13 protein-coding genes are annotated in these 12,951 nt (G+C 62.1%); 8 read left to right on the top strand and 5 right to left on the bottom strand.

Annotated elements, in window-relative coordinates:
- Nucleotides 1-4: 4 nt before the first annotated feature.
- On the bottom strand, nucleotides 5-391 hold the full coding sequence (gene arr, locus VW35_RS19575) for an NAD(+)--rifampin ADP-ribosyltransferase (protein WP_046144762.1): 387 nt from the start codon (nucleotides 389-391) through the stop codon (nucleotides 5-7).
- Between the two features lie 77 nt (nucleotides 392-468).
- Nucleotides 469-909, bottom strand: coding sequence for a MerR family transcriptional regulator (locus VW35_RS19570; protein WP_046144761.1), 441 nt, complete (start codon nucleotides 907-909; stop codon nucleotides 469-471).
- A gap of 68 nt (nucleotides 910-977) precedes the next feature.
- Between VW35_RS19570 and VW35_RS19565 the strand changes: the two genes are divergently transcribed.
- Nucleotides 978-3,209 carry a heavy metal translocating P-type ATPase gene (locus VW35_RS19565; RefSeq protein ID WP_046144919.1) on the top strand — a complete coding sequence of 744 codons (2,232 nt, stop codon included), beginning with the start codon at nucleotides 978-980 and terminating at the stop codon, nucleotides 3,207-3,209.
- 115 nt (nucleotides 3,210-3,324) lie between these two features.
- On the opposite strand, the gene VW35_RS19560 is transcribed toward VW35_RS19565, so the two are convergent.
- The gene (locus VW35_RS19560) at nucleotides 3,325-4,959 is read right to left on the bottom strand and encodes an alpha-glucosidase family protein (RefSeq protein ID WP_046144760.1); all 1,635 of its coding nucleotides are present in this window, start codon (nucleotides 4,957-4,959) and stop codon (nucleotides 3,325-3,327) included.
- Between the two features lie 412 nt (nucleotides 4,960-5,371).
- On the opposite strand from VW35_RS19560, the gene VW35_RS19555 reads away from it, so the two are divergent.
- Nucleotides 5,372-5,830, top strand: coding sequence for a GNAT family N-acetyltransferase (locus VW35_RS19555; protein ID WP_161796955.1), 459 nt, complete (start codon nucleotides 5,372-5,374; stop codon nucleotides 5,828-5,830).
- A gap of 6 nt (nucleotides 5,831-5,836) precedes the next feature.
- Here the strand turns inward: VW35_RS19555 and VW35_RS19550 are convergent, their stop codons facing one another.
- Complete coding sequence (locus VW35_RS19550; protein ID WP_046144759.1) at nucleotides 5,837-6,148, bottom strand: putative quinol monooxygenase; 312 nt, start codon at nucleotides 6,146-6,148, stop codon at nucleotides 5,837-5,839.
- Nucleotides 6,148-7,077 carry a 2-hydroxyacid dehydrogenase gene (locus tag VW35_RS19545; protein WP_046144758.1) on the bottom strand — a complete coding sequence of 310 codons (930 nt, stop codon included), beginning with the start codon at nucleotides 7,075-7,077 and terminating at the stop codon, nucleotides 6,148-6,150. Before VW35_RS19545 ends, VW35_RS19550 begins: the two co-directional genes overlap by 1 nt.
- A gap of 225 nt (nucleotides 7,078-7,302) precedes the next feature.
- Between VW35_RS19545 and VW35_RS19540 the strand changes: the two genes are divergently transcribed.
- From VW35_RS19540 to VW35_RS19515, 6 genes are all read left to right on the top strand, one after another.
- The gene (locus tag VW35_RS19540; protein ID WP_046144757.1) at nucleotides 7,303-8,724 is read left to right on the top strand and encodes a circularly permuted type 2 ATP-grasp protein; all 1,422 of its coding nucleotides are present in this window, start codon (nucleotides 7,303-7,305) and stop codon (nucleotides 8,722-8,724) included.
- A 4-nt stretch (nucleotides 8,725-8,728) separates the two neighbouring features.
- On the top strand, nucleotides 8,729-9,679 hold the full coding sequence (locus tag VW35_RS19535) for an alpha-E domain-containing protein (protein WP_244465947.1): 951 nt from the start codon (nucleotides 8,729-8,731) through the stop codon (nucleotides 9,677-9,679).
- Nucleotides 9,680-9,686: 7 nt separating this feature from the next.
- Nucleotides 9,687-10,493 (top strand): transglutaminase domain-containing protein, encoded by an 807-nt coding sequence (locus VW35_RS19530; RefSeq protein WP_046144756.1) that lies wholly within the window; start codon nucleotides 9,687-9,689, stop codon nucleotides 10,491-10,493.
- 343 nt (nucleotides 10,494-10,836) lie between these two features.
- On the top strand, nucleotides 10,837-11,481 hold the full coding sequence (locus VW35_RS19525) for a hypothetical protein (protein ID WP_052951884.1): 645 nt from the start codon (nucleotides 10,837-10,839) through the stop codon (nucleotides 11,479-11,481).
- Complete coding sequence (locus VW35_RS19520) at nucleotides 11,481-11,897, top strand: phage holin family protein (RefSeq protein WP_046144755.1); 417 nt, start codon at nucleotides 11,481-11,483, stop codon at nucleotides 11,895-11,897. The genes VW35_RS19525 and VW35_RS19520 overlap by 1 nt, the downstream gene beginning before the upstream one ends.
- Nucleotides 11,897-12,913 (top strand): DUF3618 domain-containing protein, encoded by a 1,017-nt coding sequence (locus VW35_RS19515; RefSeq protein WP_046144754.1) that lies wholly within the window; start codon nucleotides 11,897-11,899, stop codon nucleotides 12,911-12,913. Before VW35_RS19520 ends, VW35_RS19515 begins: the two co-directional genes overlap by 1 nt.
- Nucleotides 12,914-12,951: the final 38 nt, after the last annotated feature.

Below are 12,951 nucleotides of genomic sequence, written 5' to 3'. Positions count from 1 at the left end.
CGGCCTAGTCGATCGCTTCTATCCCGAGACGCCGGGCACGCTCGACGCTATCCTTCATTTTCTGCAACTGCTCCGGCGGATGGCCGACCCAGCCCTCGACTTCCCCAAGGATCCGCAGGGGCTGCTGGCTGCGATAGGATTTCGTCGGATTGCAGGGAAACTTCTTGTCGGTGAGGTTAGGGTCGTCGATGAAATCGCCGGTGGGTTCGACGAGGTATATGCGCTGCCGGCCTTCGCCCTCAGCCAGTTCAGCGCCCCAGATTGCCGCTTCCAGCGTCGCCGCAAAATAGATCCACGAGGCGCGATTGCGCTTGCCGAAATTGGAGGTGAAACCAGCGGTAAGCAGGTCGCCGGTTTTGAGGTCGGCCCGCGTGCCGTGATAGTAGATCATCCAAGGCTCCTTGGAATGGGGAGCGCCGTTGTAGTGGATGATGGTGGGCTTGAAGCAAGAGCCTTGCGCCCCACATATCAGAGGTGCGGGACGTGGTCGGCGTGAAATCGGCATTTGCCGTGGTCGGCCAGGATGTCGATGACCTTGCAGTCCTCCACCCGTCCATGTGAGCAGCCCTCGACCATGCGCTCGAGCTCGTGTTGCAATGCCGTCAGGCTGGCGATCTTTTGCTTGACGTCGGCGAGGTGGCGGCTGGCGATGGCATCGGCATCTTCGCAAGATACGTCTGGCCTATCCTGCAGTGACAACAGCGTGCGGATTTCGTCGATCTCGAAGCCGAGTTCGCGTGAATGGCGGATAAAGGTCAGGCGTTCGAGATCGCGCTCGTCATAGCTGCGCCGATTGCCCTCGGTGCGCGGCGGGGAGGGGAGAAGGCCGATCTGCTCGTAATAGCGGATTGTCGGCACCTTGACCCCGCTTGCCTGCGACACGTTTCCGATTGTGATGCCCTGGCTCATTTTCCGCTTGCTCCTCTAGTCACTAGAGGATGTACGCCGGTTTCCATGATTTGCAAGGAGCCGGTGAAATGAGCGGAGAGGAAACGACCACACGCTTCCGCGTCGAGGGCATGGATTGCGCGAGCTGCGCCAGCAAGATCGACACCGCCGTGCGTCGCCTTCCGGGCGTCGAGGACGTTTCCGTCTCCGTCGTGGCGGGGACCATGACGGTGGGTCATCGGGGGGCCGATCTCGGGCAGGTGGAGAAGAAGGTCACCGATCTCGGCTATCGTGTTTCGCCGCTGTCGCCCGGCCGGCAGGCTGCGTTGCCCAAACATGACCATGCGGACGATCATGATCATGATCATGGTCATGCACACGGCCACGGCCACGGCGACAAAGCTCCAGACGCATTGGCTGGCATGCATGGTCATGACCATGGGGCCGAGACAGGGCCCTGGTGGCAGACGGGCAAGGCGCGGTTGACGCTGTTGAGCGCGTTGGCCGTTATTGCGGCCTTTGCGCTCGAACTTTTCATGCCGGGTTGGCATACGCCGCTTTTCATTCTTGCCATGCTGGTCGGCCTGATCCCGATCGCCCGCCGCGCCTTCCAGGGCGCGATCAATGGCAGCCCGTTTTCCATCGAAACGCTGATGACGGTTGCGGCCGTCGGCGCCGTGTTCATCGATGCGGCGGAAGAGGCGGCGATCGTCGTTCTTCTCTTTCTAGTCGGCGAACTTTTGGAGGGCATCGCCACGGGCCGGGCGCGCGCCAGCATCAAGGCGCTGGCCGATCTGGTGCCGCGCCGGGCGCAGCGCGAAGTCGATGGCCGCGTGAGTGAAGTGGATGCAGCCGAGCTCAGCGTCGGCGATGTTGTGCTCGTCCGGCCCGGCGATCGGATCCCTGCCGATGGCGTGGTGATGTCGGGTGAAGGTGCCGTCGACGAAGCGCCGGTCACGGGCGAGAGCGTGCCCCGGCACAAGGGGCCGGAGGACCAGGTCTTTGCCGGCACGGTCAACCAAGACGGAGCGCTGCGCGTCAAGGTCACCGCGGCGGCAGCGGACAACACCATTGCGCGCATCGTCTCGCTGGTCGAAGAAGCACAGGAATCGAAAGCCCCGACCGAGCGGTTCATCGACCGGTTCTCCCGCTATTACACGCCGGGTGTGCTCGTTGCCGGCGCGCTGGTCGCCGTTCTGCCGCCGCTCCTGACCGGAGCGTCCTGGGACGAGTGGATCTACAAGGGCCTCGCCATTCTCCTGATCGGATGCCCCTGTGCTCTTGTTATCTCGACCCCTGCTGCCATTGCGGCCGCGCTTTCGGCCGGGGCGCGGCAGGGCCTGCTGATGAAGGGCGGCGTGGTGCTCGAACAACTGGGCAAGATCAACACTGTCGCGCTCGATAAGACCGGCACGCTGACGGCAGGCCGGGCACAGGTGACGGATATCCTTGCGGTGCGGCGTTCGGAGGTCGAGGTGTTGCGGCTTGCGGCCGCGCTGGAAGTAGGCTCGAGCCATCCGCTCGCCACGGCGATCCTTGCCGAAGCGACGTCGGCGGGGGTCGCGCCGGTCGCGGCCACCAAGGCCGCAGCGCTCGGCGGCCGGGGTGTCATCGGCACGCTCGATGGTGTCGAACTCTTCCTCGGTTCACCCAAGGCTGCCGCCGAACGCGCATCGCTGAGCGACGAGTTCGAGGCGCGGATCGGCCAGCTCAATGACGAGGGCAAGACAGTCTCCGTTCTCGTTGCAGGTCGAGAACTTGCCGGCCTCATCGCCATGCGTGACGAACCGAGGGACGATGCACGGGCAGGGCTTGCTGCGCTCAAGGCATTGGGTGCCGATGTGGTCATGCTGACTGGTGACAATGCGCGTACCGCTCGGGCTATCGGGGCTGATCTTGGCATCGATGTTAGGGCCGAACTGCTGCCCGAGGATAAGCAGCGCATCGTTGTCGGGCTGAAGGCCGATGGGAGGATTGTTGCCAAGGTCGGCGATGGCATCAACGACGCGCCGGCGCTGGCGGCGGCCGATATCGGCATCGCCATGGGCGGCGGGACCGATGTGGCGCTCGAAACGGCCGATGCGGCGGTGCTGCACGGTCGGGTGATCGACGTCGCTAACCTGATCCGGATTTCGCGGGCGACCATGGCCAATATCGGCCAGAACATCACCATCGCCTTGGGGCTGAAGGCGGTGTTTCTGGTGACGACGATTATCGGCGTTACCGGCCTGTGGCCGGCGATCCTGGCGGATACCGGGGCAACGCTGCTGGTGACGGCGAATGCGCTGCGATTACTGGCTTGGAAGGGGGAGCGGGTTTAACCGAACCCCACCTAGCCTCCCCCTAGTAGGGGGAGGGATCTGCCGGTGGCTTACAGCTATCAAGCCTAACTCGATACGTTCCTCCCCCTATCAGGGGGAGGCTAGGAGGGGGTGCTCAACCTGCCTTGTAACTCACCTTGCCCTCACCAGCCGGGGCTTCGACCAGCGCATAACCATTCGGCCCGAGCGTCAGTGCCTTGCCATCTAGCACGGCATTGTGGCTCACCGCCTCGAGTTCAACCGCTGTACCAGCCATGGTGACACCCCGCTCTTCGGCCGAGAGATTGAATACGCAGATGATGTCCTTGTTGCCGGCAGAGCGGCGATAGGCGAGGACGGGTTCATCGGTCTCGAAAAACTCGATCGTACCGGTGAGCAGCGCCGGCTGGCCTTTGCGCCAGGCGATAATCTCACGATAAAATTGCAGCGTCGAATTGGGGTCGGCATTCTGTGTTTCGACACTGAGCGCTGCGGCCGCGTGTTTGACGGGCAGCCATGGTGTGCCCGTCGTAAAGCCAGCATGGTTCATGGCATGCTGCCAGGGCATCGGCGTGCGGCAGCCATCGCGGCCCTTGTCCTCGGGCCAGAAGCGGATGCCGCGCGGGTCGGTCAGCTCCTCATAAAGAATATCGGCTTCCTGGAGGCCAAGCTCTTCGCCCTGATAGAGTCCAACCGAGCCTTTGAGTGTCATGATCAGCGCCACGGCCTGGCGCGAAAGGTCTGCCGGCGACACGCTGTGTGGCGCCCAACGGGTCATGTGGCGAATGACGTCGTGGTTGGAAAAGCTCCAGCAGGGCCAGCCGGTGCTGTTATCGGCAAAGAAGGCCTCGATCTTGGAGCGGAAATGGGCGGCGCTGAATTTTACGCCGAGGAAATCGAACGAATAACACATGTGCAGCAGGTCGCTGCCGGACGTATATTGCCGCATTAGTTCGAGGCCGCGCTCGTCGTCGCCCACTTCGCCAACCGTGGTCGCATTGGGATAGTCGTTGAGCAGATCGCGCACGCGCTTGAGCCAGGCGACGTTTTCCGGCTGGCTCTTGGAATATTGGTGGCTCTGCATGTCGTAGGGATTCACCGCCGGCTTGCCATTGAGCGATTTGAGCGGCGGGTTTGAGCGCAATTGCGCATCGTGGAAATAGTAATTGACCGTGTCGAGACGGAAGCCATCGAGGCCGCGATCGAGCCAGAAGCGCATGACGTCGAGCACGGCGTCCTGCACCTTGGGATTGTGGTAGTTGAGGTCGGGCTGGGAGGTGAGGAAGTTGTGCAGGTAATATTGCTTGCGCGCCGTATGCCATTCCCAGGCCGAGCCACCGAAGACCGAGAGCCAGTTGTTGGGCGGGGTGCCATCGGGATTGGCATCGGCCCAGACATACCAGTCGGCGCGGGCATTATCCTTTGAAAAGCAGGATTCGCGGAACCACGGGTGCTGGTCCGAAGTGTGGCTGACGACCTGGTCCATGATGACCTTGATGCCAAGGGCATGGGCGCGATCAATCAGGACGTCAAAATCCTGCAGGGAGCCGAACAAGGGATCGACCTGCATATAGTCCGACACGTCATAACCCATATCAGCCTGGGGCGAGGAATTGATCGGCGAGAGCCAGATGCAATCGACGCCAAGGCTGGCGATATGGTCGAGCCGGTCGATGATGCCGGGCAAGTCGCCGATGCCATCGCCATTGCTGTCCTGAAACGAACGCGGATAGACCTGATAGATTACTCCGCCGCGCCACCATTCCGTCATTGTCAAAGCTCCATGTCGGCCCAAGGCCAAATCACCCGAAGGCTAGCGGGTTCGGCAGGTGCTGTTAATGGCCGTATGTGGCAGGACGGTGCAACTGGGCCATGCTTTTTTGCCGGGCAGCGCCAACGCTCCCGGATTTAGGGTGGACGGATCCCGGAGCGGCATTCGCTTCTGAGATTTGTTGATAGATGAAGCGGAGGCCGCTCCGGGATGCCATTTTTTCGGACAGGACTCACAGCGCCCTTTTGATCGCTCGTCGCAAGGCGGCCAGTCCCGAACGGGCACCGGAGACGATCCAGCGCCGGGGCCTCCTCGCTACTGTCGTCTGCAGACCGTCCGTGCGAGGTTGGAGGGAAAGCATAAAGCGGTTCGGATGCGCGGGGATAAGGTGAATAAGTCGGAGGCCGAAGCAATGAACATCACCACCGGATTGCTGATCGACCATGACGAGGCGATGAGCGCCCTGGTTGATCTTTACGAGAGCGAGTGGGCCGATTGGTACAATCCCCGCGGGGCTTCGGCGCGGGCTGATCTCGCGGAACGGCTTGAGCGCAACCGCTTGCCCCTTGGCATTGTCGCCTTTGCCGACGGGCAAGTGGCGGGGACCTGCGCGCTAACTGCCACCTCGGGCGCGCTGACCGAGCGATCACCATGGCTCGGCGGTCTTTTGGTCGATCCGGCGCTTCGGCGGCACGGCGTCGGTTTGGCCCTGCTTGAGCGCGCTAGGGTCGAGGCCAAGCGGCTCGGCTTTTCACGGCTCCATGCGCTGACGGCGGAGGCGCGGGAACTGTTTGAGCGGGCTGGGTGGCGGCTGGCTGAGAATGTCGAGGTTGGCGGGAAGATGCACGGCATCTATGTAGCCGTTCTCTAGGACGGATTATCGAGCCGCGAGAATGATCGGGTCCATATCCACGAGGCGAAGCGCGGTGACCATGTCCGCCGTTCCCTCCTTGTACTTGCGGAAATGCGGCGTTTCGATATGGGCCTCATAGGCCGCGCGCGAGGCATAGACTTCGAGGATGCGGATGCTCTGCGGCGCGGCTTTGTCCGCGACCGCATGGAGCATGAGCACGCCAGGCTCGCGCTCGACCGAGGCGGCGATTTCCTCGGTCAGAAACGCGAGATAAGCGTCGAGCTGCGCCGGATCGACCTCGATCTCGGCCACGCGCACCATTTTGTCGTCTGCCATCAGACAACTGCCGAAATCAGCGGCTCACCGGCAAAATGCCGATCGAGATTGGCGACAAGGAGCGCGCCCATGGCGTCGCGGGTCTGGTTGGTGGCGCTGCCCTGGTGTGGGGAGAGAACGACATTGTCGAGACCGAAGAGGGCCTCGGGCACTTTTGGCTCATCGACAAAGACGTCGAGGGCTGCGCCGCCGAGGCCGCCATTTTGTAGAAGGTCCACCATGGCCGGCTCGTCGACGAGCGTGCCGCGAGCAACGTTGACCAGCATGCCCTTGGGGCCGAGCGCTTCCAGCACCTTTCGCGAGACTATGCCTTCGGTGTTCTTGCCGCCCGGCGCGATGATCACGAGCCAATCGCTGTCGCGCGCCATCTCTTCGAGGTTGTCGTAATAGATATGCGGCACGCCGCCCTGCTGCTTGCGGCCATAATAGACGACGCGCATCTTCATCGCCTGGGCCCGGATGGCGATTTCCTTGCCGATGCGGCCGAGGCCGAGAATGCCGACCGTCTTGCCGGTGAGTTCGGAAAAGAGGCCGAAATTGCCGTTTGGCCATTTGCCGGTGCGCACGAACTGGTCGCCCTGCGGAATGCGGCGGGCGAGCGCGATCATGAGGCCAATGGTCAATTCGGCGACGGCGTCGTTAAGAACGTCGGGCGTATTGGTGACGCGGATATTCTTCGCTTTGGCGGCGGCGGTGTCGATATTGTCGTAGCCGACGCCGAAACTGGCGATGATTTCGAGATTGGGCAGCTGGTCCATCAGCGGCTTCTGGACGCCCGAGCCGGCATGCGCGCGGATGCGGGCGCCGTTTTCCTTGAGCCAGGCGTCCTTGTCGGACACTTCATGGAGCTTGTGGACGGTGTAGCGTTCGGCCAGCGCCTTCTCGCAAGAGGCGAGCAAAGGGCCGGTCTGCAGAATCTCGATGGTCATGAAAATTATCCTCTCTGCGCGAGACACTAGCGGCTCGGCCACGAGAGGCAAGGCGGGAGGCGGATAATTCGGCCGCGCGCATCAGAGCATCTTGCCCGCCATTTGCGCAAGCCAGTCCTGCACCAAAAAGCGGCATGTCTTGCCGATGACTGTCTGGACGGCACGCGACAATCGTGTAGCAATAGTTTTTGCGATGGGAACGCCGTATCAAATTAGCGAAGTATAATGGGCGAAACGACGCCGTTCGACGAAATGTACAATGCGGACGGCAGCGTCCGCGAACCTTATCGAGCCCTCAGCGAATGGCTCGCCGAACAGCCCGACAAGGGTCTGGCGCTGATGCAGACGGATGCGGAGGCGATCTTCCGCAAGCTCGGTATCACCTTTGCCGTTTATGGCTCGGAGGAGGGGACCGAGAAGGTCATCCCGTTCGACGTCATCCCGCGCATCATCGCGGCGCAGGAATGGCGCAAGCTTTCCCGCGGGATCGAGCAGCGCGTCAAGGCCCTGAATGCCTTCCTTTATGACGTCTACCATCGCCAGGAGATTTTAAAGGCCGGGCGCATTCCGGAAAAGCTCATCCTCAACAATGCGGCCTTCTGTCCGCAGATGATGGGGCTCGAGCCGGCGCGCGGGGTTTATGCCCATATCATCGGCGTCGACATCGTCCGCGTCGGGCCCGACGAATTCTACGTGCTCGAGGACAATCTGCGGACCCCATCTGGTGTCTCCTATATGCTCGAGGACCGCGAAGCGATGATGATGCTGGCGCCGGACCTTTTCCAGCGCTCAAAGGTTGCTCCGGTCGAAACCTATCCCGAGAACCTGCGCCGGACGCTACAGAGCGTGGCACCGGCCGGAGCGGGCAGCAATCCGGTCATCGCCGTTCTGACGCCGGGCATCTACAATTCCGCCTATTTCGAACATTCGTTCCTCGCCGACCAGATGGGTGCGGCGCTCTGCGAAGGGCACGATCTCTTCGTAGATGGCGGCAAGGTCTATATGCGGACGACGACCGGCCCGGAGCGGGTCGATGTCATCTATCGCCGGATCGACGACGACTATCTCGATCCCTTGACCTTCCGGCCCGATTCCATGCTCGGTGTGCCAGGCGTTTTCGACGCCTATCGCGCGGGCAATGTCACCTTGGTGAATGCTCCGGGGACCGGCATCGCCGACGATAAGGCCGTTTACACCTATGTGCCCGAGATCATCGAATTCTATCTCGGCGAAAAGGCGCTGCTCAACAACGTGCCGACCTATAATTGCACCGACGAGGACCAGCGCGGCTGGGTGCTCGACAATATCGGCGATCTCGTCGTCAAGGAGGTCCATGGTTCGGGGGGCTACGGGATGATGGTGGGGCCCACTTCGACTAAGGCGCAGCACGAGGAATTCAAGAAGAAGATCCTGGCGCGGCCAGACAATTACATCGTCCAGCCAACGCTCTCGCTCTCGACCTGCCCGACCCATATCGATGGAACCGTCGCCCCACGCCATGTCGATCTTCGGCCTTATGTGCTGGTCGGCGACGAAGTGCGGATCACGCCCGGCGGGCTGACCCGCGTTGCGCTTAAGCAAGGGTCTTTGGTGGTCAACTCCTCGCAGGGCGGGGGCACCAAGGACACCTGGGTGTTGGAAGACTGAGCCCATGACCATGCTTGGACGCACTGCCCAAAATCTCTTCTGGATGTCGCGCTATGTCGAGCGCGCCGAAAACATGGCTCGCCTCCTTGAAGTGGGGTACCGCATGTCGCTGACCAGCCGCCGCGAAGGCGGGGCCAGCGAGCATCTGGTTTCCATGCTGCAGGCGGCCGAAATGGACGAAGCCTTTGCCGAGCGGCACGACGTGGCCGATGTCGATACCGTCGCCCATTTCATGATGTTCGACCCCGCCAACCCATCCTCGGTCTATTCCTGCCTTCAGGCCGCGCGCACCAATGCGCGATCGGTGCGCACCGCGCTGACAACGGACATGTGGGAGAGCATGAACGGGGCCTGGCTCGAATTTTCGCAGATCAAGCCGCGCGACGTGCGCGGCGCCAAGCTCCTCGGACTTTTGCAATGGGTGCGCCAGCGCAGCCATGAATTCCGCGGCGCGCTGCTCGGCACGATCTTGCGCGATGATGGCTTTGCGTTTCTGCAGGCCGGCAATTTCGTCGAGCGTGCGGACAATACGGCCCGCATTCTCGACATGAAATATTATGTGCTCTTGCCGCGCTCAAGCCTTGTCGGGGGCGAGATCGACATCCAGCAATGGACGCTGATCCTGCGCGCCGCCTCAGCCCATCGCGCCTATGGGCACGTCTATCATGACCGCTACAAGGCGCATAACATCGCCGATTTCCTGATCCTTCGTCCGGAGATGCCGCGGTCTCTGGTTTATTGTGCGCGCTTCGTGCAGCAGAACCTCGATCTTCTGGCCAAGATCTACGGTCGGCGCGAGGCCTGCCAGGATGCGATCGACGATCTGCTGAGGCTGGTGGAAGGAACCGACATGGACAAGATCTTTGCCCATGGGCTCCACGAATTTCTCAACGATTTCATCGACAGGAACAATCGCGTCACCGATGCCCTGTCAGTGAGCTACAACTTCTATTGAGCGCGGAATGCGAATTGGCATCGAACATAAGCTGCGCGTGACCCTGCCGCCCGGAACAGGGCAGGCGGTCTTGCACCTGCTGCTGACCCCGCCGAGCGGACAGAGCCAGACAGTCGAGAGCTGGAGCGTCGAGGCGCCTGGCATCGGCAATGCCGGGCGGCTCATCGATGGCTTCGGCAACACCGCCCATCTCGTCAATCAGACCAAGCCGGAAGGCGAGGAGCTGCTGATCAGGGTGCGCGGCACGGTGACGACGCGGGATACCCACGGCGTTCTCGGGCGGCCGCCGGGCGAACCGATGCCGGCGCTTTATCGACGGCTGACCGAGGCGACGCGATCCGAGCCCGACTTCGTCGAGGCCTATCGCGGGCGCAGCGTCAGCCGGCTCGACCTTCTTCATGGGCTGATGGCCGACGTCCGATCGAACCTGGCGCACAACGAACCCGTCCCCACCCAGATGCAGGCCGATGGCGGGCAGGTGCAACGCCAGGGCGGCGCTGAAGCGGCCGAACCGCCTTCGGCAGCCGAGCACGTACATCTTTTTATCGCGGCAGCGCGGGCGCTCAATATTCCCGCACGCTTCGTCGCCGGCTACCGGCTTGGCGAGGATGCGGATGGCGGTTGCCTACATGCTTGGGCGGAAGCGCTGGATGATGGGCTGGGCTGGATCGGTTTTGATCCGCAGGCGGTGATGTGTCCCACCGATGCCTATGTTCGTCTGGCCACGGGGCTCGACGCGCAGACGGCGACGGTCCTCCGTATCGTGCCGCAAAGCGCAGTGACCGAAGAGGTCACTTTGACCCGCCACGACTGAGACCGCGCGGCCGGCCCTCATTAACCCGCGATAAAGTTGGCCTTTGATTGCGGCTTCTGGGGAAGTTTCAGACCGTTTGCTCAGAGTGGCGCTTGGCGCCTCGTCATCCGGACTATTGCCTCTGGCGTTGAAAGTTCGGCAACCCCAATTAATCTGGGCTCGCGTGGTTCTCGTTTGGTTGGACGCGCATGCCGACAGAGCTTTGCGCCAGGCGCCATTCTGTCCTTTCAAACCTTTTCCGATGCCATCGGATTGATCAGGGTTCAGGAACCCTCGTGGTCCAAGACCCATTCACCCGGCATGGCGGCTGTCTCCCGACTGCCACAAGAAGAGGAACTTGCCGATGAGCATCGAGGATCCAAGAGAGCCTGGCGCCTATGCCGGGACCAGCAACACGCAATTGCAGGACCAGGCGAGCCGGGATTTGAGCCAGGTCGGCTCCCAGGCCAAGGAACATCTTGACGCGGTCAAGAGTCGCGCTGCCGAAGACGTTCGCAATCTTGGCGAAGAAGCCAAGGCCAAGGCGGGCGAAGTGACCGAAAAGGCAAAGTCTTTCGCCTCCGAGCAAAAGGATCTCGCTGCTGGCCAAATCAGCGGCGTCGCATCGGCGCTCGATAAGGTCGCCAATGAGCTCGAAGGCACCGAGCAGCAGACCATCGCCCGGTATGCGCGCGATATCTCGCGCAGCCTGTCCGATTTCGGGCGGCAAATCGAAAATCGCGATGTCGACGACCTGATGGGCGCGGCGCAGGATTTTGGGCGCAAGCAGCCCGTCGCCTTTTTGGGCGCAGCAGCGCTTGCAGGCTTCGTGGCGAGCCGCTTTGCCGCCGCTTCGGCCCATCGCCGCAGCACCGCGCAATCCCAGCCGCAATCCTCGACAGTTCAACCGGTCGAGACCCCGTCCTATTCGAACAATACATATAAGCCCGAGAGCGCCGGTTCGACGACGACCGGCAATGGCTATAGCGGCCAGACGGGAGGCGTTTGATGTCTCAGGTTCATGAAAGCCGGCCGCTTGCCGAACTGCTCGGCGGCCTTGTCGGCGATCTTTCCAATCTCTTCCGCAAGGAAGTTCAGCTCGCCAAAACCGAGGCGTCCGAAAAGCTTTCCGAAGTCATGGGTGCGGCAAGCGCCCTGGCGATCGGCGGCGTATTGCTGCTTGGCGCACTGGGCGTCCTGTTGAGCGCCATTGTTTCGATCCTCGCGGCCTGGATGGTCAATGCCGGGGTCGATCCGACGCTTTCCACCGCCTTTGCAGCGCTGATCGTGACGGTCGTCGTCGGGCTGATCGGGTGGATGTTCCTTTCCCGAGGGCTCAACGCGCTCAAGGCAAGCAATCTGAGCATGAATCGCACGGCCAGCTCGCTCGGCCGTGACGCTGGCATCGTGAAAGAGAGGCTGTGATGGCTTATGAGAACGAACACAAGAGCTCGGCCGAGCTGCAACGTGAAATCGAAATGCAGCGCAGCCGCGTCGAAAATACCATCGACGAAATCCAGGCCAAGCTTTCGCCCGGGCAGCTCGTCGATGAGCTCCTCGCCTATACCAAGGGCGGTGGCGGCGAATTCGTCTCGACCCTGCAGCGTCAGGTCACATCCAATCCGCTCCCGGTTGCTCTGCTCGGCGTCAGCCTTGCCTGGCTGATGGCCAAGCCGAACAATGGGCCCAAAGTCGACCATAGCGGCGACCGTGCCTGGGACGACAGCATCAACCGCAATCGTGGCTATGCCGTCGCCGACGAAGACGAATATGGCGATTATCCCGTTGCCATCATCAGCGGCACGAGCATGCGCCGTCTGGGGCACGCCAGCGACATCCATGGCCGCCGGGTCAGTGAATTTGCCGACGATGCGGGCCGCAGGTTCCGCGCCTTTTCCGATGAAACCGGCAATCGCGCCGGCCATTTCATCGACGAGACGGGCAGCCGCTTCCGTGGCTTCACCAATGCCACGGGCGAGCGCATCGACCAGTTCCGCGATGAGGCGGGAAACATGCTCGACGAAGCCAGCGGCTGGGCGTCGCACACCTGGCAGAAGGCACGCGAAAAGCTCCATAATGCCGCTGGGGCAGGGCGCGAGAGCGCTGGGCAGATGGCCGGTTCGGTTCAGGGACAGCTCGACAGTCTCAACCAGACGATCATGACCCAGTTCCGGGATCAGCCGCTTGTTGGTGGCGCCCTGGCCTTCGCGCTCGGCGCCGCGCTTGGCTCCGCGCTGCCGCACACGCCGCAGGAGGATGCGGTTTTGGGTGAAGCCTCCGACAAGCTCAAGGGCAAGGTGACCGATGCGGCCGCCGACGTCTACGAAGAGGGCAAGGAGCGCGTCGCCGAAGTCTATGAGAATGCGCGCGATAAGGCCGGCGAGCTTTATCACCAGACCAAGGATGGCGTCACAAACGCCATGCGAGACCAGACGCATTGAGGCGGAAAGGGAGGCTTCGGCCTCCCTTTCTTTTTGCC

The organism is Devosia soli, from assembly GCF_000970455.1.
GTDB classification, from domain to species: domain Bacteria; phylum Pseudomonadota; class Alphaproteobacteria; order Rhizobiales; family Devosiaceae; genus Devosia; species Devosia soli.
The sequence above is the reverse complement of the archived record's forward strand: the minus strand, read 5'-3'. Positions and strand labels throughout refer to the sequence as shown.

What these genes read in the sequence shown, in the direction of transcription:
- VW35_RS19535 (WP_244465947.1), top strand. Translation starts at nt 8,729, where the DNA reads ATGACCATGCTTGGACGCACTGCCCAAAATCTCTTCTGGATGTCGCGC.
- VW35_RS19515 (WP_046144754.1), top strand. Translation starts at nt 11,897, where the DNA reads ATGGCTTATGAGAACGAACACAAGAGCTCGGCCGAGCTGCAACGTGAA.
- VW35_RS19530 (WP_046144756.1), top strand. Translation starts at nt 9,687, where the DNA reads ATGCGAATTGGCATCGAACATAAGCTGCGCGTGACCCTGCCGCCCGGA.
- VW35_RS19550 (WP_046144759.1), bottom strand. Translation starts at nt 6,148, where the DNA reads ATGGCAGACGACAAAATGGTGCGCGTGGCCGAGATCGAGGTCGATCCG.
- VW35_RS19555 (WP_161796955.1), top strand. Translation starts at nt 5,372, where the DNA reads ATGAACATCACCACCGGATTGCTGATCGACCATGACGAGGCGATGAGC.
- arr (WP_046144762.1), bottom strand. Translation starts at nt 391, where the DNA reads ATGATCTACTATCACGGCACGCGGGCCGACCTCAAAACCGGCGACCTG.
- VW35_RS19520 (WP_046144755.1), top strand. Translation starts at nt 11,481, where the DNA reads ATGTCTCAGGTTCATGAAAGCCGGCCGCTTGCCGAACTGCTCGGCGGC.
- VW35_RS19545 (WP_046144758.1), bottom strand. Translation starts at nt 7,077, where the DNA reads ATGACCATCGAGATTCTGCAGACCGGCCCTTTGCTCGCCTCTTGCGAG.
- VW35_RS19540 (WP_046144757.1), top strand. Translation starts at nt 7,303, where the DNA reads ATGGGCGAAACGACGCCGTTCGACGAAATGTACAATGCGGACGGCAGC.
- VW35_RS19525 (WP_052951884.1), top strand. Translation starts at nt 10,837, where the DNA reads ATGAGCATCGAGGATCCAAGAGAGCCTGGCGCCTATGCCGGGACCAGC.
- VW35_RS19560 (WP_046144760.1), bottom strand. Translation starts at nt 4,959, where the DNA reads ATGACGGAATGGTGGCGCGGCGGAGTAATCTATCAGGTCTATCCGCGT.
- VW35_RS19565 (WP_046144919.1), top strand. Translation starts at nt 978, where the DNA reads ATGAGCGGAGAGGAAACGACCACACGCTTCCGCGTCGAGGGCATGGAT.
- VW35_RS19570 (WP_046144761.1), bottom strand. Translation starts at nt 909, where the DNA reads ATGAGCCAGGGCATCACAATCGGAAACGTGTCGCAGGCAAGCGGGGTC.